21 protein-coding genes and 1 pseudogene are annotated in these 19,050 nt (G+C 71.0%); 8 read left to right on the forward strand and 14 right to left on the reverse strand.

The features are described 5' to 3' along the window. Positions 1-695, forward strand: a 695-nt coding sequence (locus VKT83_06775) for a divalent metal cation transporter (GenBank protein HLY22158.1), incomplete at its 5' end; no start/stop codon positions are given. Positions 696-722: 27 nt separating this feature from the next. Here VKT83_06775 and VKT83_06780 read toward each other — a convergent pair. Next, positions 723-1,754, reverse strand: coding sequence for an ornithine cyclodeaminase family protein (locus VKT83_06780; GenBank protein HLY22159.1), 1,032 nt, complete (start codon positions 1,752-1,754; stop codon positions 723-725). Positions 1,755-1,826: 72 nt separating this feature from the next. On the opposite strand from VKT83_06780, the gene VKT83_06785 reads away from it, so the two are divergent. Continuing rightward, entirely contained in the window at positions 1,827-2,504 is a 678-nt protein-coding gene (locus tag VKT83_06785) for an HAD-IA family hydrolase (GenBank protein HLY22160.1), read from the forward strand. Here the strand turns inward: VKT83_06785 and VKT83_06790 are convergent. Continuing rightward, the gene (locus tag VKT83_06790; protein ID HLY22161.1) at positions 2,501-3,937 is read right to left on the reverse strand and encodes a PLP-dependent aminotransferase family protein; all 1,437 of its coding nucleotides are present in this window, start codon (positions 3,935-3,937) and stop codon (positions 2,501-2,503) included. The two genes, VKT83_06785 and VKT83_06790, sit on opposite strands and share 4 nt — an antisense overlap. 139 nt (positions 3,938-4,076) lie before the next feature. Between VKT83_06790 and VKT83_06795 the strand changes: the two are divergent. Together VKT83_06795 and VKT83_06800 are read left to right on the forward strand one after the other, a co-directional pair. Continuing rightward, positions 4,077-4,163 (forward strand): annotated as a pseudogene (locus tag VKT83_06795) (cupin). Then, complete coding sequence (locus VKT83_06800; protein ID HLY22162.1) at positions 4,150-5,025, forward strand: PhzF family phenazine biosynthesis protein; 876 nt, start codon at positions 4,150-4,152, stop codon at positions 5,023-5,025. The pseudogene VKT83_06795 and the gene VKT83_06800 overlap by 14 nt, the downstream one beginning before the upstream one ends. 54 nt (positions 5,026-5,079) lie before the next feature. Here VKT83_06800 and VKT83_06805 read toward each other — a convergent pair whose 3' ends face one another. The 6 genes from VKT83_06805 to VKT83_06830 form a co-directional block, all read right to left on the reverse strand. After that, positions 5,080-5,631 (reverse strand): nitroreductase family deazaflavin-dependent oxidoreductase, encoded by a 552-nt coding sequence (locus VKT83_06805; protein ID HLY22163.1) that lies wholly within the window; start codon positions 5,629-5,631, stop codon positions 5,080-5,082. 65 nt (positions 5,632-5,696) lie between these two features. After that, the gene (tadA, locus tag VKT83_06810; protein ID HLY22164.1) at positions 5,697-6,182 is read right to left on the reverse strand and encodes a tRNA adenosine(34) deaminase TadA; all 486 of its coding nucleotides are present in this window, start codon (positions 6,180-6,182) and stop codon (positions 5,697-5,699) included. Next, positions 6,179-6,802, reverse strand: coding sequence for a hypothetical protein (locus VKT83_06815; protein ID HLY22165.1), 624 nt, complete (start codon positions 6,800-6,802; stop codon positions 6,179-6,181). Before VKT83_06815 ends, tadA begins: the two co-directional genes overlap by 4 nt. A gap of 3 nt (positions 6,803-6,805) precedes the next feature. Then, complete coding sequence (locus tag VKT83_06820) at positions 6,806-7,600, reverse strand: aldolase/citrate lyase family protein (GenBank protein HLY22166.1); 795 nt, start codon at positions 7,598-7,600, stop codon at positions 6,806-6,808. Positions 7,601-7,662: 62 nt separating this feature from the next. Further along, positions 7,663-8,196, reverse strand: a complete 534-nt coding sequence (locus VKT83_06825) for a VIT family protein (protein ID HLY22167.1) — start codon at positions 8,194-8,196, stop codon at positions 7,663-7,665. After that, on the reverse strand, positions 8,189-8,746 hold the full coding sequence (locus tag VKT83_06830) for a Fur family transcriptional regulator (protein HLY22168.1): 558 nt from the start codon (positions 8,744-8,746) through the stop codon (positions 8,189-8,191). The genes VKT83_06825 and VKT83_06830 overlap by 8 nt, the downstream gene beginning before the upstream one ends. A gap of 140 nt (positions 8,747-8,886) precedes the next feature. On the opposite strand from VKT83_06830, the gene VKT83_06835 reads away from it, so the two are divergent. From VKT83_06835 to VKT83_06845, 3 genes are all read left to right on the forward strand, one after another. Beyond that, positions 8,887-9,846, forward strand: coding sequence for a fumarylacetoacetate hydrolase family protein (locus tag VKT83_06835; GenBank protein ID HLY22169.1), 960 nt, complete (start codon positions 8,887-8,889; stop codon positions 9,844-9,846). Continuing rightward, on the forward strand, positions 9,843-10,778 hold the full coding sequence (locus tag VKT83_06840; protein ID HLY22170.1) for a DMT family transporter: 936 nt from the start codon (positions 9,843-9,845) through the stop codon (positions 10,776-10,778). The genes VKT83_06835 and VKT83_06840 overlap by 4 nt, the downstream gene beginning before the upstream one ends. A gap of 171 nt (positions 10,779-10,949) precedes the next feature. After that, the gene (locus VKT83_06845; protein HLY22171.1) at positions 10,950-11,618 is read left to right on the forward strand and encodes a hypothetical protein; all 669 of its coding nucleotides are present in this window, start codon (positions 10,950-10,952) and stop codon (positions 11,616-11,618) included. 49 nt (positions 11,619-11,667) lie between these two features. Here VKT83_06845 and VKT83_06850 read toward each other — a convergent pair whose 3' ends face one another. From VKT83_06850 to VKT83_06860, 3 genes are read right to left on the reverse strand one after another with little or no spacing between them, the layout of a single operon-like run. After that, entirely contained in the window at positions 11,668-12,177 is a 510-nt protein-coding gene (locus tag VKT83_06850) for a VOC family protein (GenBank protein ID HLY22172.1), read from the reverse strand. A 58-nt stretch (positions 12,178-12,235) separates the two neighbouring features. After that, on the reverse strand, positions 12,236-12,439 hold the full coding sequence (locus VKT83_06855; protein HLY22173.1) for a glutaredoxin family protein: 204 nt from the start codon (positions 12,437-12,439) through the stop codon (positions 12,236-12,238). 56 nt (positions 12,440-12,495) lie between these two features. Further along, positions 12,496-12,858 (reverse strand): metalloregulator ArsR/SmtB family transcription factor, encoded by a 363-nt coding sequence (locus VKT83_06860; protein HLY22174.1) that lies wholly within the window; start codon positions 12,856-12,858, stop codon positions 12,496-12,498. 67 nt (positions 12,859-12,925) lie between these two features. On the opposite strand from VKT83_06860, the gene VKT83_06865 reads away from it, so the two are divergent. Next, complete coding sequence (locus tag VKT83_06865; GenBank protein ID HLY22175.1) at positions 12,926-13,525, forward strand: alkylmercury lyase family protein; 600 nt, start codon at positions 12,926-12,928, stop codon at positions 13,523-13,525. Here the strand turns inward: VKT83_06865 and VKT83_06870 are convergent. From VKT83_06870 to VKT83_06880, 3 genes are read right to left on the reverse strand one after another with little or no spacing between them, the layout of a single operon-like run. Beyond that, positions 13,500-14,435, reverse strand: a complete 936-nt coding sequence (locus tag VKT83_06870) for a molecular chaperone TorD family protein (GenBank protein HLY22176.1) — start codon at positions 14,433-14,435, stop codon at positions 13,500-13,502. The two genes, VKT83_06865 and VKT83_06870, sit on opposite strands and share 26 nt — an antisense overlap. An 11-nt stretch (positions 14,436-14,446) precedes the next feature. Next, positions 14,447-17,395, reverse strand: coding sequence for a molybdopterin-dependent oxidoreductase (locus VKT83_06875; protein ID HLY22177.1), 2,949 nt, complete (start codon positions 17,393-17,395; stop codon positions 14,447-14,449). Then, on the reverse strand, positions 17,392-18,942 hold the full coding sequence (locus VKT83_06880; GenBank protein ID HLY22178.1) for a 4Fe-4S dicluster domain-containing protein: 1,551 nt from the start codon (positions 18,940-18,942) through the stop codon (positions 17,392-17,394). Before VKT83_06880 ends, VKT83_06875 begins: the two co-directional genes overlap by 4 nt. Positions 18,943-19,050 lie beyond the last annotated feature (108 nt).

The raw sequence follows: 19,050 nt of genomic DNA on the forward strand, positions 1-19,050 counted from the left end.
TCGCGGTGCTCGGCACCACGATCTCGCCCTACATGTGGTTCTGGCAGGCGAGCCAGGAGGTCGAAGAACGCGAAGCGATCGGCGAGCGCCGCCTCTGGCAGCGGCACGGTGTGAGCCGCCGAGAACTGGCCTACGCCGCCTGGGACGTCGACGTCGGCATGCTCTTCTCCAACGTCGTCATGTACTTCATCATTCTCGCCACCGCGTCGACCCTGCACCGCGCCGGCCACACCACTATCACGTCGGCCGCCCAGGCCGCGGAGGCCCTACGGCCGCTCGCCGGCTCGCTCGCGACATGGCTGTTCGCGATCGGCCTCGCGAGCGCGGGCTTGATCGCGATCCCGGTGCTGCTCGGCTCCGCCGCCTACGCCGTCGGGGAGCTGTTTGGATGGCGCACCGGCCTCGGCGAGCGGCCGGGACGGGCGAGGGGATTCTACGCGGTCATCGTCGTCGCGACCGCCGTCGGCATGCTCATCAATTTCACGGGCATCAACCCAATCGACGCGCTGTTCGTGACGGCGCTGATCAACGGCTTCATCACGCCGCCGATCCTGGTGCTGCTGATGCTCGCGGCCAACAACCGCGCGATCATGGGGACGCGCGTGAACGGCCCGCTGCTCAATACAATCGGCTGGGGAACGACCGCGGTGATGACCGCCGCCGTCGTCGGCCTCATTCTGACCTGGAAATCCTAGCGCCGCGCAGATCCGGCGCGGCCGCCGCTACTCCAGTCGGATCTCCTCCCCGATGCCCTTCGCCTGCGCGCGCGCGTAGGCAAAGCGCGCGGTCGCGACGTCCTCGACCGCCATCCCGAGCGACTTGAACAGCGTAATCTCGTCCTGACTCTCGCGGCCGGCGTGGCGGCCGGCGAAAACCTCGCCGATCTCCGCGACGATGTGGCGCTCCGTGATCGCGCCTTCACGGATCGGGCCGACGACGTCGCCGGCTTCGGTCATCGCCGCCTCCCGCGAATCGACAAACAGCCGGGCGCGGCGGACGGCGTCGGTGGCGAGTTCGCGCCAGTCCGGCCGGGCCGCGCCGACCGCGTTGAGATGCGCGCCGGGCGCGAGCCAGGCGCCCTCGACGACAGGCGTCGTGCTGCCGCTGACGGTGCAGATGACGTCGGCGCCGCGCACCGCGTCCTCCGCCGACGCGGCGACCGCGACCCGCACGCCGAATCGCTCCCGCATCTCCGCCGCGAAGCGCTCCGCGCCCGCCTGCGTCCGGCTCCACGCCCTGACCTCGGAGGGCGGGCGCACCTCGCGCAGCGCCTCGACGTGGCTGCGCGCCTGCACACCCGCGCCCAGGATCGCGAGCACGCGCGCGTCCTGGCGTGCGAGCCGGTCCGTCGCGGCGGCCGAGACGGCCGCCGTCCGCATCTCCGTGATGAGGCGCCCGTCCAGCACCGCGCGCAGCGCGCCGGTCGCGGGATCGAGCAGCAGAATCGTCGCGAGGTGCGTCGGCAGCCGGCGGGCGGCGTTGTTCGGGTAGAAGGCGACGGCCTTCAACCCCAGCGCTTCCTCTGATTCTCCGGCTTCGCCCGGCCTGCCGCCCGGCGCGGCCGGCGCCGGCGGCGCGAGATATGCCGGCATCACGCCGAGGAACCCGCCGTACCGCGCGACCGGCGTCGTCGACCGGACGGGCTGCACGGCGCCGCCGGTGCTGAAGCTCGCGAGCGTGCGGGCCATGAGCGGAATCAGCTCGCGCATCGCGAGCAGTTCGCGGAGATGGGATTCTCGCAGCAGCAGGGCCATCTGTCGCACCCGTTGTAAGCGTCGTGAGCGGCCGGCACCTTGTTCGGCGGTCGCAACGGGAGGTCCCCCCGAATGCCGGTTCGAGCCGTCACCTTCGACGTCTATTCGGCGATGTTCGACACCGTGGGCGGGCTCACCGGCGCCCTGCGCGCGTTTTTCCACCAACGCGGCATCGCCGCGGACTCCGCGGCGGCGGCCCGCGCCTGGCGGAGCGCGCACATGAGCTACCTGCTGCTCGCGAACTCGCTCGACCGGGAGCCGGCGTCGAACCGCGCGGCGATCGAAGCCTCGCTTCGCTACACCCTGCGGGGACCGGCCCCGGAGATCGTCCCCGCCGACATGGCCGCGCTCGTCGGGGCCTGGGAGCGCCTGCCGGCCTGGCCGGAGGCCGCGGAGGTGCTCGCCGAGGTGCGCCGGCGCCCCAGCGCGCTCGGCGTCCTGTCCAACGGCGATTACGGCATGCTGGGCGCGCTCATGCGGACGTTTCCGGTGCGGTTCGACCGGATCGTGTCGGTCGAGGGCGGCAAGTTCAAGCCGCATCCATCGGTGTATCGAAAGACGCTCGCGGAGATGGGCGTGTCCGCGGAAGACCTGCTCCACGTCGCCGGCTCACCGAGTGACGCCGCGGGCGCGACCGCGGCCGGCCTCCGGACGATCTGGATCAACCGCGCCGCGGACGCGGTCCTCGACCCGCGGTTCGCCCCGGCGCACCAGTCCGCGGATCTACGGGGGATCCTGCCGCTCCTCTAGTGCCGGGCGAGCGCGGCCGTCGCGAGCGCGCCGAGCGTTCGCAGACCGCGTTCGATCCGCGCGTGCCAGTTATGCCCGCAGCTCAGTCGCAGGCAGTTGGCGTACCGGCCGCCGGCCGAGAACACGTCCCCGGGCGCGAAGCAGATGCCCTTGGCGAGCGCGGCGTCGAACAGCTCACGACTGCGGAGCGGCTTCGGCAGCTCCAGCCACAGGACGAAGCCGCCGGCGGGCCGCGAGACCCTCGTCCCGGCGGGAAACGCCTGGTCGATGATCCGCAGCATATGATCGATGTTGTTGGCAAACGTCCGCCGCACGCGGCGCAGATGACGGTCGTACCCGCCCGACGAGAGAAACTCCGCCAGCGCCAGCTGCGGCAGCGCCGGCCCGCAGAGCGTGAACCCGAGTTTGCGCTCCAAGATTTTCTGCATGTGGCGCCCCGCGGCGATCCAGCCGACGCGGTATCCCGGCGCGAGGGTCTTCGAAAACGAACTGCAGTACAGGATGTTGCCGGACGGCCGGAGCGCCATGAACGGCCTGGGACGCTCCTCGCCGAAGAAGATGTCGCCGTAGATGTCGTCCTCGATCAGCGGCAGCCCGTGTTTCGCCAGCAGGTCGAGGACCGCCGCCTTCTTCGCGTCCGTCATCGTGCAGCCGAGCGGGTTGTTGAAGCTCGACGCGAAGAGGCAGGCCGCGATCGCCCCGCGCTCGAGCGCGTCCCGCAGCGCCGGGACCTCGACGCCCGTCGCCGGGTCCGTCGGGAGCTCGAATGCCCGGAGATCGAGCGCCTCGATGATCTGGAGGAGGCCGAAGTACGTCGGCGACTCGATCCCGATCGCGTCGCCCGGCTTGGCGACGGCCTTCAGCGCGAGCGCCAGCGCTTCGGTGCAGCCGCAGGTGATGGCGATGTCCTCGGGCGAGAGCGCCTGGCCCCAGCGCAGCGCGCGGCGGCCGATTTCCCGGCGCAGCCGCGGGTCGCCCTTCGGCACCGTGTACGTGTTGCAGTCGACGCCCTTCGTCCGCGCCGCCCGGGCCAGGAAGCGGTCGAGCCGCGCCGACGCCAGCAACTCGGCACTCGGGATGGCGCACCCAAGCGGCACCAGCTTCGGGTCCGCGGCGTGTTCCAGCAGCTTCAGCACGACGCCGGACACCGCGACACTCGCGGCCTTGGCCGGCGGTTTGGAGGCCGTCGGCAGCTGACGCGATACCGGCTGCCCCGTGGCGACGTAGAAGCCGGACTGCGGCCGCGCCTCGAGCACGCCGCGGTCCTCCAGCAGGCGGTACGCCTGCAGCGCGGTGGACAGGCTGGTCTCGCGCTGCCGGCTGATCTCGCGCAGCGACGGCACCCGGGAGCCCGGCGCAAGCGTGCCGCCGGCGACGAGACCGGCGATGAAGCCGGCGAGCTGCTCGTAGCGGCAGAGCGGCTTCTCGCGCACGCGCGCCCTCCCGGGCCGTGGAACTGTTATGGCCACAACTTCAGTAATCTGTATCTGTTATCCTCGCGCCGCGCGCGCTAGAATCGCGGTGCGGGGACGTGCGAACGGAGGTGCGGCGTGCCCTACCAGGCGATATGTCAAACTGCTGCTGATCGAGCCGCGCGGCGTCCGGAATACCTGGCACGAGGGCGGCGAACGGACGGCGCCCAACGATGTCTGGATTTGACACGGCGATGAGCCGGCGCCGCTTCCAGCAGGTCGACGTGTTCACGACGACGCCTTACGCTGGGAACCCCGTGGCCGTGGTGCTCGATGGCGAGGGCGTGACGCAGGAGCAGATGGCGCGGTTCACCCGATGGACGAATCTGTCGGAGGCGACGTTCGTCCTGCCGCCGGCCCGGCCCGAGGCCGACTACCGGGTGCGCATTTTCGCGCCGCTCGGCGCGCGCGGCGCCGCGGCCGCCGAGCTTCCGTTTGCCGGACATCCGACGCTCGGGACGTGCCACGCCTGGCTCGCGGCCGGAGGCACGCCGAAGCAGAAGGACGTGGTCGTGCAGGAATGTCCCGCCGGCCTGGTGAGGATCCGCCGGGGCGCAGACCGCCTGGCCTTCGCCGCTCCGCCGGTCATTCGAAGCGGACCCGTCGACGAGGATCTCGTCCGGCGCGTCGCGTCGATGCTGCGCGTCGACCGGGCCGGCATCGTCGAAGCCGCGTGGTGCGACAACGGTCCGGGATGGGTCGCGGTGTTTCTCCCGACCGCCGACGCGGTGCTGGCGCTCGAGCCGGGGACGGTCGATATGCCCGTCGGGGTCGTCGGTCCCTATCCGAACGGTGCTCCGGCGGCGTTCGAGGTGCGGGCCTTCTTTCCGAAGCAGGGCGCCACCGCCGAAGATCCGGTGACCGGCAGCCTCAACGCGTCGCTGGCGCCGTGGCTGCTCGACAGCGGCCGGGCGCGGTCGCCGTACGTGGCGAGTCAGGGCACGGCGTTGGGCTGCAGCGGGCGCGTCCACGTCGAGCGCGACAGCGAGGGGACGATCTGGGTCGGCGGCGGCACGATCACGTGCGTGAGCGGCCACGCGAACGTGTAAGGCGCGCGATCGTATGGCGTGTCCGGGAAGGGCACGCCCACCGCTCTCCGAGGGTTACGCGCCCGTCCCGCCCGTCGCCGGCCGCGCCCCCGCCGGTGACGGCTCCGGCGACGCCGGCGCAGGCCTACGGCGTGAGCCAAAGCGTCCCGCCTGGCTAGTCCCCGGAGGGGGCGACGCCGACGCCCGCAAATACTCCGTCACCCCGCCGATCCGTGTGACGAGACGGACGAACGAGGGAAACCGCCGGCCCGGATCGTGGGCCACAACCGGCGCGGAGAGCCGGTAGAGTCTGCCGTTCGTCTCGAGGTCGCAGCCGCCGGCCGCCAGCACGTTCTGCACCCACTCGCTGCCGCGCCCATAGGTCAGGGCGATCACGAAGCCGTCCGGGACTTGAAACACATTGACAGGCGTCCGGTAGAGACGGCCTGTCTTCCGGCCGCGATGGATGACGATCGCGAACCCGGGCGCCCGCCCGGCGAATCGCCGCGTCAGCCGGTTCGTGACGGCGCGGTTGAAGCGCGCGACCGATTTCCGGCGAAACCGCACCAGCAGAATGAGACTCAACATCGCCGCCGGGATCACCGCGAGAAATGACAATCGCCGCATGACGGGTCTCCTTGCCGGGCCTTCGTCTTCTACTTGTTAATTAGGGTGTTCCGCAAAGAGCGGCCTTACACACGCAGCGCGGAGAAGAATCTTTGCAGCAGCTCCCGGCATTCCGTCTCGCATACCCCGGCCGTGACACGCACCGTATGGTTGAAGCGGACGCCGTGGAAGAGATCGATGACGCTGCCCGCGGCCCCGGCCTTGGGATCCGCGGCGCCGTACACCAGACGGTCGACGCGGGCCTGCAGCAGCGCCCCGGCGCACATCGGGCACGGCTCGAGGGTGACGTAGACGCTGCAGCCGGTAAGACGCCAGCCGCCGAGGTGCCGCGCGGCCTGCCGCAGCGCGAGCAATTCCGCGTGGGCGGTGGGATCGCGGTCGGCTTCGCGCCGGTTCTGACCGCGCGCGATGATCCGGCCGTCGCGGGCGATCACCGCGCCGATCGGCACGTCCCCGAGGATCGCGGCGTCGGCCGCCTCGGCCAGCGCCGCGCGCATGAAGCGTTCGTCATCGGGAGACGACGGGGGACCCGGTGTGGGGCCGGCGGTCACTCGCTCGGGTTCGGCATCGGCGCGCCTTCGGCGGCGAGGTGCAGCGCCTGCAGGCCGCCGAGCAGCGCGGAGACCGCGTGCGCGATCTTGCGGGGACGGTCTTCTTCCACCAGCTCGTCCTCTTTGAGCACGACGCTCGACTGCACGCGCGCGCTGTAGACGGGCGGCGCGTCTTCGGTGGAGAAGTGCTGCTGCAGACTGATGCTCGGCACGCCGGGCTCCGCGCCCGCCGGCATGATCGCGCGGCGCAGCGCTACGACGTCGGGCGGCACGAGCAGCCGGTCCATCGTCGCCTCGGTCAGCAGCTCGCCGAAGACCTGGACCTCTTCGTGCACCGTGCGCGAAAACTCGACGCCCTCGTCGTATTCGGCGATGTGCCGCCCGAACGACAGCGCGTCGACCAGGAATCGCAATTCGGCCCACGGCCAGGCCGACGTCTGGGGCGTGTCCGCGGGCGGCTCGCTCTCGAGGTGCACGACGTAGCGGTACTCGCGGCTCATGTGGTCCACGTCGACGAGGAACGCGTACCCGGACACGACCAGGTGGTTGTCCTCGAGCGCTTCCGTCAGACGGCCGGCGAACTCGTGAAACGGATCGTGGTAATCGAGCCGGCCGGCCATAACCTAGGAGCGTCCGGGAGCGGGAAGGCGGACCGCGGCGTCGCGAAGCCCCTTCACCTGCGCCTGCGCAGCCCGCAGCAGCAGGCGCCCGATGCCGTCGAGCATCAGACCCGCGCCCAGCGGCCGGTAGGTCTCGACGTCCTGCGGCTCGAGGGCCAGGATCCCGGACAGCGTCTCCGCGTCCTTCGCAGCCCGAAGAATCCGGCGGATCGCGTCCTGCACGTCGGGATGGCGCATCTGGCCGGGATAACCGAGGCTCGTCGACAGATCGTTCGGCCCGATGAAGATCATGTCGAGGCCGGGGACGCGGACGATCTTCTCCACCGCATCCAGGCCGCGGCGCGTCTCGATCTGCACGATCGACAGCACCGCCTCGTTGCTGGCCGCGACGTGGTCCGCCGCCGGCACGATCCCCCAGCCGGCCGCCACGGTGTTGCCGGCGAGGCTGCGCCGGCCCGCCGGCGGATAACGGCACGCCGCCACCACGTCCGCCGCCTGCTCCGGCGTCTCGATTTGCGGCACCATGACCCCGAGGCAGCCGCTGTCGAGCATGCGGAGAATCGTCTTCGGGTTCGCGTCGGGCACACGCGCCAGCGGCACGATGCCGGTGGCGCGGCAGGCGCGGCCCATCGCCTGCACGGTTTCGACGTCGAGCGGCCCGTGCTCGAGATCGATCAGCACGCAGTCGTAGCCGGCGACGCCGATGATCTCGACGACTTCCGGTGAGGGCAGCGCGCAGATGGTGCCAAAGGCTGCTTCGCCCGCGCGGATCTTGGCTTTGACCGGGTTGCTAAGCATTCGGTGAATTCCTCCCACGCTCTGTTCCATTCGGCGCGGGAGAATTCCCCTCTGCGGCCGCGCTACGATCTCCCGATCAGCACCCCGGCGAGGAAGACCAAGCCGCCGCCGACGATAACCTGCACGATCGAGAGCCAGAAGCTCAGCCTGAAGTAGCGGTAGCGGATGAGCGCGATCACGACCAGCTCGATGCCGACGACCATGTACGCGACCGCGAGCGCCAGGCCGAGATGCGGGATCAGGAACGGCAGCGCGTGGAGGATGCCCCCGATGAGCGTCGCGACGCCGGTGATCATGCCGCGCGCGAACGGATGCCCGCGGCCGGTCAGCTTCCCGGTGTCCGACAGCGCCTCCGCGAACCCCATGCTGATGCCGGCGCCGACCGCGGCGGCGGTGCCGACCAGCAGCGCGGTGTGCGGGTTTCGCGTGGCGAAGGCGCTCGCGAAGAGCGGCGCGAGCGTGGAGATGGACCCGTCCATGAGGCCAAGCAACGCGGGCTGCACGACTTGAAGGAGATAGCTCGTGCTGCGGGCCTCGATCGCCGCCAGATCCTGCTTGACCCCCGGGATCGTCAATTCGCCCCGAACCTCAGGCATCGCGCGCCCCCTCGGTTCGCCGCCCTCCGGACGCCTTCGTGCCCGAGCGGCCTCCTGCGCGGCGCGACTGGGCGCGGCACCGAGGGCAAACCCCGTGGAGCTCGAACCGGGCGGATCGCACATCGAATCCCGCGCGCACGGCGGTCCTCCGCTCGAGGGCCTCGAGCCGCGGATCGGCGATGTCGGTCACTCCGCCGCAGCGCTCGCAGACCAGATTGACATGGCGTCCTGCGCGGCCGTCGTACCGGCGCACGCGTCCGCCGACCTCCTGGACGAGCCCCAGATCGGCGAACAGATCGAGCGTCGCGTACACGGTCGCCCGGCTGACCCCCGGGAACCGTGCCCGCACGGCGGCGTGCACCATCTCCACGCTCGGGTGCGTAGTGCGGCCGACCACAGCCTCGTAGATCGCCATTCGCTGCGGGGTGAGGCGGCCCCCGCGGGCGCGCAGCAGTCCTCGCAGCGGGGTCCACCGCGCCCCGGCGGGCCCCCGCGCCTCCGCGGGAGGCACGGCCGCTACTGTCTGAACGTGGTTCTTATTAGGAATCATTACAAATAACTTACACGGGCGGTCCGCCGCTGTCAACACGGGGCGACAGGGACGCCCGCGGCGCGGGGCCAAGTATCTTTCCGGCAGGCCCGCCGGCCGAGACGTGTCCGGCCGGCGGCGATGGTTCCCGGAGGTGACGGATGCGCCTGGTGACATTCGCGGCGCGCGGCCAGACCCGCGTCGGGGCAGTGGAAGGCGATTGGATCGTCGATCTCACCCGCGCGGCCCGCGCGCACTACGCGGCCCGCGGCGTCTCGCGCCCCGGGGCGCGGGCCCGCGCGCTGATGCCGCCGTCGATGACACAGGTGCTCGTCGGCGGGGACGAAGCGCTCGCGCTGGCGCGGGAGATCACGGCCGAGACCCGGCGGGCGCTCACCCACGCGCCGGAGGCGCGCGCGCTCGAGAGCGACGGCGTGGTCTGGCGAGCCGGCGACGTCCGCCTGCTGCCGCCGGTGCCGGCGCCGCCGAAGATCCTCTGCGTCGGACGCAACTACGCGGAGCACGCGCGCGAAGGCGGGGGCGAGCCGCCGACGATCCCGATCTATTTCGGCCGGTTCCCCCACAGCCTGCTCGGCCCCGGCGAGCCGTACGTCCTCCCGGCCGTGAGCGAGCAGGTGGACTACGAAGGCGAGCTCGCGGCCGTCATCGGACGCCGCGGCCGCGATATCCCGGAGTCGCGCGCGCTCGAGTACGTGGCCGGCTACACCGTCTTCAACGACATCTCCATCCGGGATTTTCAGCGCCGGACGACCCAGTGGATGATCGGCAAGAACTTCGACCGCAGCGGGCCGCTGGGGCCGGCGCTGGTCACCCGCGACGAGGTCCCGGACCCGCAGTCGCTCACCCTCACGGTCGAGGTGAGCGGCGAGCGCCTCCAGGAAGCCGGCACGAACACCATGATCTTCCCGGTGGCCTTCCTGATCGCGGATGTCTCGCGCGCGCTCACGCTCGAACCCGGCGACGTCATTGCGACCGGCACGCCGAGCGGCGTCGGATTCGCCCGCAAGCCGCCGCGCTGGCTGCGCGCCGGTGACACCGTGCGGATCTCGATTACGAAGGTGGGCGTTCTCGAGACGCCGGTGGTCGCACAGGACGGATGACCGTCCGGTCTCTCGGCGCGCTGCTCCTGCTCGCGATCGTCTGGGGCGGGTCGATCCCGCTCACCAAGCTCGGGCTGCGCGACATCCCGCCGCTGACGCTGACGGCGCTGCGGTACCTCACCGCGGCGCCGTGTTTCCTGTGGCTGCTGCGGGGACGCCGGCTGCCGCCGGCGGGAGTCTGCGCCGCAGCGGCGGGCCTCGGCCTGCTCGGCATCGGCGTCGGCCAGGTCTCCCAGACCCTCGGCGTGCGCCTGACCCCGGCATCCGTCGCGACGGTCGTCTCGGCCCTCATCCCCGTCCTGGTCGTCGCGCTCGCGGCGGTTCGGCTCCGGCAGCCGATCGGGGGGACGCAGGTGGCCGGTCTCGCCGCGGCACTGCTGGGCGTCGCCCTCGTCGCCGGGGGCGATCCAAGAGCTCTCGCGCCCCTGCACGCTGCGACCCTCCGCGGCGTCGCGCTGGTGCTGCTGTCGTCGGTCGCGGTGGCACTGTACTACGTCTTGAGCGTCGAACTGATCGAACGGTATTCAGTGCTCACCATCGCGGCGATCAGTTCGCTCGCCGGCGCGGCGGTGCTCGCCCCCGTTGCAGTGTGGGAGCTCGGCCACGCGCCGATGCGCCTGACGGCAAGCGCGATCGCGGCCGTCCTGTACCTCGGGCTCTTGGTGACGGTCGGGGGATTGTGGGTCTGGTTCGGGGCGCTCATGACGCTGCCGGCGCGCATCCCCGCCGCCCTTCAGTATCTCCAACCCATTGTCGGGGTGCTCGCGTCGGCGGCGCTCTTTGGCGACCGCCTCGACCGCTGGTTTTGGACCGGAACAGCGCTCGTCCTCGCCGGCATCGCGCTGAGCGCGGGAACCCGGACCCGCCCCACCGCCCGGCCGGGCGTGGCGGTGACCCGGCAGCCGGGTATAAATGAGTCAAGTTCCGCCTGATTTCGAGCGGCAGGTTTGCGGCGAGGGCGGGACCGGCAACGCCATGCAACTCCGCCCGGACATGGTCGCCGGCCCCCACCCTCGCCGTACTTTGTGGCGGCATTCGCGCGCGGTCCGCCTGGTGTGTCGCCGGCAAAGGGCCGCCCGGCCGATCCGCCGAATCCGCCCCTCATGATGCCGATCCGTCCGATGTTGCCGATCCGTACGCGTCCGCTTGCCGCGATCCTCACCGCGGTGGCGCTCTGTCTGGTCACCGGCCTCGCCGCGCCCGCGTCCGCGGACTTGACCGTCAAGGGCGACGCCGCGGCGTGGCGTGAGGTCGTCGCCGCGTACGGCAAGCTCAACGGCCTGGCGGGATACCGGATGAAAACGACGATGCCCCAGGGCAGCATGGTGATGGAAGTGGCGCCTGGGAGCGGCGCGATGCATTCGACGATGCAGAGTCAGAACGGCGACGCGGAAGTGATCGTGGTCGGCGGCCAGTCGCGGATGCGGACGACGATGTCGGGCGCGCCCTCGGGATGGCGCTGCGTGAACCTCCCCCAGATGCCGCGGCTCAGCGACCCCACCGCCTTCCAAGGCACGGTCGACATCGCCCGCGCGCCGGACGCGGCGATCGACGGGCAGCCGATGCGCGTCTACCTCTACACGATGCAGGGGGGGGCCGGCGGACCGATGGGCGGGGCGGTCGGCGTCAAAACGACGCTTTACGTCGGAAGCGACAACGGCCTGCCGCGACGCGTCGTCCTCGCCATGCCGCGCGGCGATCAGGCGCTCGATTACTACGACTACGGCGCGCCGATCCAGATCACGCTGCCGCCGTGCGCCCCCGGATCGTAACCGCGTCCCCCGAGTCGGGCCCGGGGACGCTCGTCGCGAGGATCACGCGCTAGGGGGGCGGGAACACCGCCTCCGGCGCGACGCGCTCTTTCGGCAGCTCGATGAACTCCACGATCATGCCGAGCGCGTTTTCCGTATCCATGTACGCGAAGGCGCCGTCCCCGTGCAGGCCGTGACCGCCTCCGCTCTGCAGCACACGGACGCCTGACTTCGCGGCCCCAGCAATGGCGTCGTCGATCGAGGGCACGATAATGCCGATGTGGTGCAGCCCCGGTCCCTTCTGCCGGAGGTGCTCCGTGTAGATGTTCTCCTGGGAGAGCGGTTGGATCAGCTCGATCGTGACCTCGCCCATCCGCGCGAGCGCGAGCCGCATCCGATAGTCCTGGGGACGCCCGCGATAGGTCATCCGCTTTACGAGCGGGGCTTGATAGGTATAGATGCGCCAGGGGCCGATCCCGAAGCGCTCCCAGTACCGCCGGACGGCGGCGTCGAGATCCTCGACCACGAGCGCCACCTGATTGATCGTCTGCCCGGCCAGCATCTCGTCTCCCTCCTTCATGCGATGAGGTCTTCGCACCGGCGCCGGACGCCCGCCGACGCTCTCGGCAGCGCGAAGGCTAGTCGGGGGACAACCCAAGCAATGCCGCGAGGCGCTTTCGATCGAACCCGACAACCACCTCGCCGTCGACGACCGTCACGGGCGTGGTGGCAAGGCCCAGTCGTTCGAGCTCGGCCATCGCCGCCGGATCCTCGGCGACGTCGCGGGCCAAGTACGGAACGCCGTGTTGGGTGAGGAACTCCTCGACCCTGCGACAGAAAATTCAGCCCGGTTGGTTGAAAACCGTCACTGACTTGGCCACAATGCGCCTCCTTGCGCTCAAATCCAGTCGGGGCCGATTCGCCGGCAGCGGGCGAGGTAACCGCACCGCTCCGCTGAGAGGTCCTTCGCGAGGCCGATGAGACGTTCCACGCGCTCGTCCGCCAGCCGGTATGCAACGTGCCGTCCGCGCCGCCGTGCCGCGACAAACCGGCACCACTTCAAGCAGGCCAGGTGATTGGACAGCCGGCTCCGCGGCGCGCACATGATCGCGGCCAGGTCGGCGACCGTCCGCTCCCCGTCACGCAAAATCTCCAGCACGCGAAGCCGCGTGGGATCTCCGAGCACTCGAAAGTATCGCGCCCGGGCCGCGAGCGCCGGGCCCGGCGCACAGGCCTCCTGATGCCTGACGGCCGACCTCATGGCTTGACTTATAACAGGTTTTCCTGTTAGCGTCAAACGCACCGGACTGCCGCGGGAGGCGATGGCTGTGACGGATCGAGAGAGCCGGGTGCGGACCGCAATCCTGAGGCGCGCGCTCCTCGGCCGGGACACGGCCGGTCCCGCGCTTGCGGAAGCCGCGGGACTCTCCCCCGCGGATGTGAGCGCCGCGTTGACCGCGCTGCACGATGCCGGGGCCGTTTATCTCCGCGACGGGGCCGTGATGGCCGCATATCCGTTCTCGCTCGTACCGACCGAGCATCGCGTCGCGCTCGGCGGCGTAACCGTCTACGCCAACTGCGCCGTCGATGCGCTGGCGGTGCCGCCGATGGCGGATGGTGAGGCGCAGATCACGTCGGAATGCGGCCACTGTCGCGGGCCGATCGTCGTGTTGATGCGGGGACCCCGCATTCTCGGGTCAGAACCGGCCGCGCCGGTGGTCTTTTACCCGGCGAAGGAGTGCTGTCTTCCCGGACCCGCGGTACTGACGCATTGTCCGCACATTCAATTCTTTTGCGGCGAAGACCATGCCGCGCGCTGGCAGCAGACGCACCTGGAACACTGGGGCACCGTCTTCGATCTTGCCGGGGCGGCGGAGTACGCGCACCGGCACTTCGCCGGCGTCATCGACATCCTGCGCCCGCGGTAGGCTCGCTCGCCGAGACACACAGATCTTGGAGCAGCGCCGCGGCGTCCGCGGCGCGATCGGCCCAGAAGCCCGCCGCGGCCCCCATGACACCGCCGTGGGCGGCGTGACGCACCGAGCACGCCCGCGCTTCGGTCCCCAGCCAGCCGAGTACGGCCTCGGGCGCCTGCGACAGCAGCGCGGCGAGCGCGAACTTACGCTCCCCCACTCGGAGGCCGAGTTCGAGCTCCCGCGCCGCCCGTCCGAGATCGGCGCGCGTGAGAATCATGCCACAGCGCACGGGCGCCAAGAGACCGGTGATGAATGCCTGCGATCCTTCCCGGCGCGGATCCGGAAGCGGCGGCGCGTCACGCAGGTGCGCCGGCATTGGAGCGGGGCCCGAGCCGGAGGGCGCGGCGTCGCGGGCAGTCTCCTCGGCGAGTGCCGCGCGAAGCAGACCGGCCCACGCGCGGTACGCCGGCGGAGCCATGGCCTCGACTCGATCGAGGTAAGGCGGCAGCCACGAGACGAGATGCTCGTGACGCAGCGCCGAGCGGGCCTGCCGCCACAAGAGGCGCCGCGCCTCGTCCCGCTCCTCCGCCTCCCGGTCAATAAGTCCCGCATACAGCCCGAGGAGGGCCGCGAGGTGATCGGGCTCCGCCGGCGGGGCGAGGCGCAGGGCCCGCCAGAAGCCGGCGACCCGGTCGCGCGCCTCACCGCCCAGCATGCCCTCCGCGCCCAGGTAGACCGAGGCGTAGGGATAGAGATGCAGCACGAAGAGATCCGTGAACTGGGAGGCATCGGGAACACCCGGGAGCCCGAGCGCCTCCCACACCCGCGCGTGGCCGTCGTCCGGCGGCTCGCAGAGGACGCCGAGCGCCCGGAAGATTTCGGGGGACGACGCTTCGCTCGGAGCGCGCGTCGAGAGATTCATCGCCGGTTGGCTCACACGCCCGCGCGCACGGGCTCTCCTGCCGGCGGCGTGCCGGCCGGCAGCCGGTACGCCTCCCGCGTCGGGCGGAGGGGGCGCATCAGCCAGTAGGGACGCCGGGTCCCGTCCGGCGAGTGGCGGTCCGCCGGCCGGGTCAGCGCCAGCCACTCGCGGAAGACCGCCGCGGACTTCTGCGTGTCGACGGCGATGTCGCCGTACCGGTCCTCCGGCCCGGCGGGCCGCACGCGCACGGCCTGGTGCCAGCAGTGCTGGCCGGAGATCGGATCGGGATGCACCGGAAACGTCAGGTTCTGGTGGACGCCGACGTCGGTCCACCAGATCCGCAGCGTGTCGCGGTCCGACGACGCGTACGGTCCGGTCCCCGCGCGGCGGCGCATCGTCCAGCGGCTGCCTCCGCCGTCGCCCGCGGCGCGGTCGAGCGCCACGGTCGCCATCAGCTGCCGCTGGCCGTGGTCGTGGATCTTCCACCGCCCCATGTGGTGGCTGCACGCGACGACGCCGGGCCGGATGCCTTCCGTGACCCAGGCCTTCACGACGAAATAGCCGATCTCAGTCTCGACGCGCACGAGCCCGCCGGTCGCGACGCCGATTCGCGCCGCGTCGGACGGGTGGAGCCACAGCGGATTCGTATGCGCGATCTCATCCAGCCATTTCGCGTTGGCGCTGCGCGTGTGGATCTGCACCGGCAGCCGGAACGTCGAGATGAGCGGCATCTGGTCCGGGGCGAGGCGCTCCGGATGCACGTGGCTGCGCGGGTACGCCGGCAGCGCGAGCTCGGGCCAGCCCCACCGCGACATCGTCGGCGAGTAGAACTCGAGGCGTCCCGACGGTGTGGGGAATCCGCGCCGCACCACCCCGTCGATCTCGACGCCGACCGCGCGCCGGCCGTCCGCGTCGGGATCCGGCATGCCCTGCGGCACCACGTTCGGATTTGGGGGAGCGGACGCGCGCGTGTACGCGCGGCCGAACCGGTCGACGCGCACGTCGTCGAGCTCGGAAGCGGGGACGGGCCGATCGTACAGCGGGCCGAGGCCGCGGGCGATCTCGAAGGCGCCGTACCGCCGCATATACTCGAGCGGCGTGCAGCCCTCGGCCGCCGCGCGCTCGGGCAGGCCCGGTACCGAGTGCTCGAAGATGTACGCGTAGTACTCGTCGATTCCGAGCTTCTCGCCGGGGTGCTTCTGCGATTCGAAGTACTTTCGGATGCCGAGTGCCCCGTCGGGATCGACGCGCCAGGACAGCTCGATCCAGAACTCGTTCTCCTCCCAGACCTCGCCGGGGTTGACCTGGCGGGTGTCGGTGACGCGCTCGCCGAGGCGCTCGCGCGCCGCGCGCAGCACCGGCTGGCGGAAGCCGACCCACTGACCGTCGTACTGCTCGTAAGAGTGCAGGTCGTGGCGCTCCGAGGCATGCCCCATCGGCAGAATGTAGTCGGCGAAGTACGCGGTCTCGTTCCAGGTCGGCGTGAGCGCGACGTGCAGGCCGATGAGGCGCTCGTCGGTGAGCGCCTCGATCCATGAGAAGCCGTCGGGGTTGGTCCACACGGGATTGTAGACGCGGGTGAAGTAGACTTGAAGCTTCCCGCGGCCCTCGCGCAGCAGATGCGGCAGCAGGAACGACATCTCGTTGACCGCGAGCGGATACTCGCGCGGCCAGGTTAGCTCGTTCCAGGCCTTCGGGTGGGACGGGACGTAGATCGGCTTCGGCACGAACTTGTTCCAGGCGTTGGGGTAGGTGCCGCCCGGGGTCGCGATCGCGCCGAGCAGCGCGTTGAGGAGAAAGAGCGTGCGCGCCACCTGCCAGCCGCCGAGATTGCCCGCGGCCGCGCTCCGCCAGGTATGGGTGGACAGGCGCGTCCCGGCGTCGGCGACGACGTCCGCGATCTCGCGCAGCGTCCCCGCGGCCACCCCCGACTCCCCTTCCGCGAACTCGAAGGTGTACCGCGCGTAGACCGTGCCGAGGATCTCCTCGAAAGTCTCGAACGTCTGCGGCCGGTCCGGGTGCTCGGCGGCGAGGTACTCGCGCCAGTTCCACCAGCGCCGCACGAACTCGCGGTCGTACCGCCGCCCGGCGATGAGGTGGTGGGCGATCGCGAGCAGGATCGCCGGCTCCGAGCCGGGCCGCGGGGCGACCCAGTAGTCCGCGTGCGTCGCCGTGTTGGAGAGACGCGTATCCATCACGATGAGCCGGGCGCCGGCGTGCTTGCCCTCGATCACGCGCTGCGCGTGCGGGTTGAAGTAGTGGCCGGACTCGAGGTGGCTGCTGATCAGGAGGATGACACGGGCGCTGGCGTGGTCGGGGCTCGGCCGGTCGAGGCCGAGCCAGTAGTGGTAGCCGGTCCGCCCGCCGCTCGAGCAGATGTTGGTGTGGGTGTTGTGGCCGTCCACACCCCACGCAGCGAGCACCCGCTCCGTAAAGCCGTCTTCGCCGGGCCGCCCGACGTGGTACATGACCTCGTTGTGGCGGCCGGAGGCGATCGCGCCTCGGATGCGCGACGCGATGTCGTCGAGCGCCTCGTCCCAGGAGACGCGCACCCAGGCGCCTTCGCCCCGCGCGCCCGCGCGCTTGAGGGGGTGGAGAATGCGGTCCGGGTCGGTGATCTGATTGAGCGTGGCCGGGCCCTTCGCGCAGTTGCGCCCCCGCGAGCCCGGGTGCTCCGGGTTGCCCTCGAACTTGCGGACCTGGAACGTCTCGCGGTCGACGTACGCGAGGAGACCGCAGGCGGATTCGCAGTTGAAGCACGTCGTCGGCACGAGCATGTACCGTTTCTCGACCCGGCGCGGCCACGCATGCGTGTCCAGCTCGACCCAGTCGTCCCAGCGTTCCTTCGGCGGAAACGCCGCGAGGTGGACGCGGCTCGGCCCCGGATAGAACGTCTCACCGCGCGCGGCGGCGGCTTCACGCGCCGCGCTGACGCGGCGGCCGAGATCGTCCAATTTCATGCGAGCGGCACCGCCTGTCCCGCCTGGACGTAGGCGTGATCGTACGCGAGCAGCCCTGCCAGCGACAGCACCGCGGCGAGGGCGCCCGTCGCGAGCGCGGACGTCCCGCCTGTCACCGCGACCACGGCGGCCGCGACGACGCCGAGGACCGTCAGCGCGATCCCGGTCGAGAACACCCGGCGGAACCGGCCACCGGTCAACTCGTGCACCGCCAGGCGCGCGTGCGCGGTTTCCTGCCGGCCGGCTCGCGGCCCGCCGGCCTCCACCCACACGAACGCGAGGTGCGTGAGCCCGGCGCCGGCAAGGGTCACCGCGAGCGGCCGGATCACCGTGGGGTCGAGCCAGCCGGCGCACGGCAGGAGCGCCGCCGCGCCGGCCAGGAGCGCCTGGAGCGCCAGGTGCGGCGCGAGCCACGGGCTCTCCCACAGATCGCGGGCGCGCGCCTGCGCGAACAGATATGCGGTGTAGGCGGCGGTCAGCACGGCAGCGACCAGTCCCGGCAGCGCGAGCCCGCCCTGAAGCGCGGACCATCCCGCGGCGCCGGCAACGAGATGGAGCGCCAGCACCAATCCGTATGCCGCGATCAGAAACGCGCCGCGCACGAGCCAGCTCTTCCACTGCGGCCGCGTGAAGATCAGATAGAACCGCTCCGGATGCTTGAGGTCGGCGACGAGCAGCACGCCGGTGACGGCCAGGAACACCGCGGCGAGTGCGGGCGCCCCCCACCGCCAGAGCGCGCTCGTGCCGCGCAGCAGGCCCGCGCCGAGGAGCAGCACCGCGATCAAGTACGCGCCCGCCGCGACGCTTTTCGTCCAGGTGTAGAGGCTCACGCGCCAGCCCCACGGCGCCTGGTGCGGCAGATCGTAACTGAGCAGCGCCGCGGCCTGGGACGAGGCCCACCCGTCCGGCGCGCCCGACGTCACGCCGCCGTTCCCGTTGCCCTGCTCGCTCCACATGAAGAGTCCGCCGTCCGGACGCCGCGCCGCCAGCGGATCGAGCGTCGCGTCGCCGGCTCCCTTGTAGTAGAGCTTGGGCAGCGTCCGCTTCTCCGGCTTGCGCACGCGAACGGGATCTCCGTGCACGATCTGCGCCACTTTGGAGGCCGGATCCTCGACGTCGCCGACCAGGATCGCCTCGGTCGGGCACACGACGACGCACGCGGGCTCGAGGCCGACGTCGAGGCGGTGCGCGCAGAAGTTGCACTTCTCCGCGGCGTGGTCGTCGGGGTTGATGAAGATCGCGTCGTAGGGACACGCCGCGATGCAGGCCTTGCACCCGATGCAGATCGACTTGTCGAAGTCGACGATGCCGTCCGGCCGCCGGTACATCGCGGACGTCGGACACGGCGAGACGCACGGCGCGTCGTCGCACTGGTTGCAGCGCGTGACCTGGAAGGCGCGCCGGGCGTCCGGAAAGACGCCCACGTCGACGTATTTGACGTAGGTGCGGGTGACACCGAGGGGAACGTCGTTCTCGGACTTACACGCGGTCGTGCAGGCGTGACACCCGATGCACCGGGTGTGATCGATGACCTTGGCCCACTTCACACCTGCAGGTTCGCCAAGACAAAGCGCGGGGCCCTGCCGCCCGGGTGCGGATTATCCCGACGATACCCGCGGTAACGGGACCGGTCCCCTCGACGTCGTAGTGGAGTC

This window comes from bacterium, assembly GCA_035308905.1.
In the GTDB taxonomy this organism is placed as follows: domain Bacteria; phylum Sysuimicrobiota; class Sysuimicrobiia; order Sysuimicrobiales; family Segetimicrobiaceae; genus DASSJF01.

Bases quoted from the DNA above. Each gene is read 5' to 3' on its own strand.
- VKT83_06805 (HLY22163.1), bottom strand. From the start codon at position 5,631: ATGCGGCGATTGTCATTTCTCGCGGTGATCCCGGCGGCGATGTTGAGT.
- VKT83_06860 (HLY22174.1), bottom strand. From the start codon at position 12,858: ATGAGGTCGGCCGTCAGGCATCAGGAGGCCTGTGCGCCGGGCCCGGCG.
- VKT83_06840 (HLY22170.1), top strand. From the start codon at position 9,843: ATGACCGTCCGGTCTCTCGGCGCGCTGCTCCTGCTCGCGATCGTCTGG.
- VKT83_06815 (HLY22165.1), bottom strand. From the start codon at position 6,802: ATGGCCGGCCGGCTCGATTACCACGATCCGTTTCACGAGTTCGCCGGC.
- VKT83_06825 (HLY22167.1), bottom strand. From the start codon at position 8,196: ATGCCTGAGGTTCGGGGCGAATTGACGATCCCGGGGGTCAAGCAGGAT.
- VKT83_06850 (HLY22172.1), bottom strand. From the start codon at position 12,177: ATGAAGGAGGGAGACGAGATGCTGGCCGGGCAGACGATCAATCAGGTG.
- VKT83_06870 (HLY22176.1), bottom strand. From the start codon at position 14,435: ATGAATCTCTCGACGCGCGCTCCGAGCGAAGCGTCGTCCCCCGAAATC.
- VKT83_06780 (HLY22159.1), bottom strand. From the start codon at position 1,754: ATGGCCCTGCTGCTGCGAGAATCCCATCTCCGCGAACTGCTCGCGATG.
- VKT83_06820 (HLY22166.1), bottom strand. From the start codon at position 7,600: ATGCTTAGCAACCCGGTCAAAGCCAAGATCCGCGCGGGCGAAGCAGCC.
- VKT83_06800 (HLY22162.1), top strand. From the start codon at position 4,150: ATGTCTGGATTTGACACGGCGATGAGCCGGCGCCGCTTCCAGCAGGTC.
- VKT83_06830 (HLY22168.1), bottom strand. From the start codon at position 8,746: ATGATTCCTAATAAGAACCACGTTCAGACAGTAGCGGCCGTGCCTCCC.
- VKT83_06875 (HLY22177.1), bottom strand. From the start codon at position 17,395: ATGAAATTGGACGATCTCGGCCGCCGCGTCAGCGCGGCGCGTGAAGCC.
- VKT83_06785 (HLY22160.1), top strand. From the start codon at position 1,827: ATGCCGGTTCGAGCCGTCACCTTCGACGTCTATTCGGCGATGTTCGAC.
- VKT83_06835 (HLY22169.1), top strand. From the start codon at position 8,887: ATGCGCCTGGTGACATTCGCGGCGCGCGGCCAGACCCGCGTCGGGGCA.
- VKT83_06845 (HLY22171.1), top strand. From the start codon at position 10,950: ATGATGCCGATCCGTCCGATGTTGCCGATCCGTACGCGTCCGCTTGCC.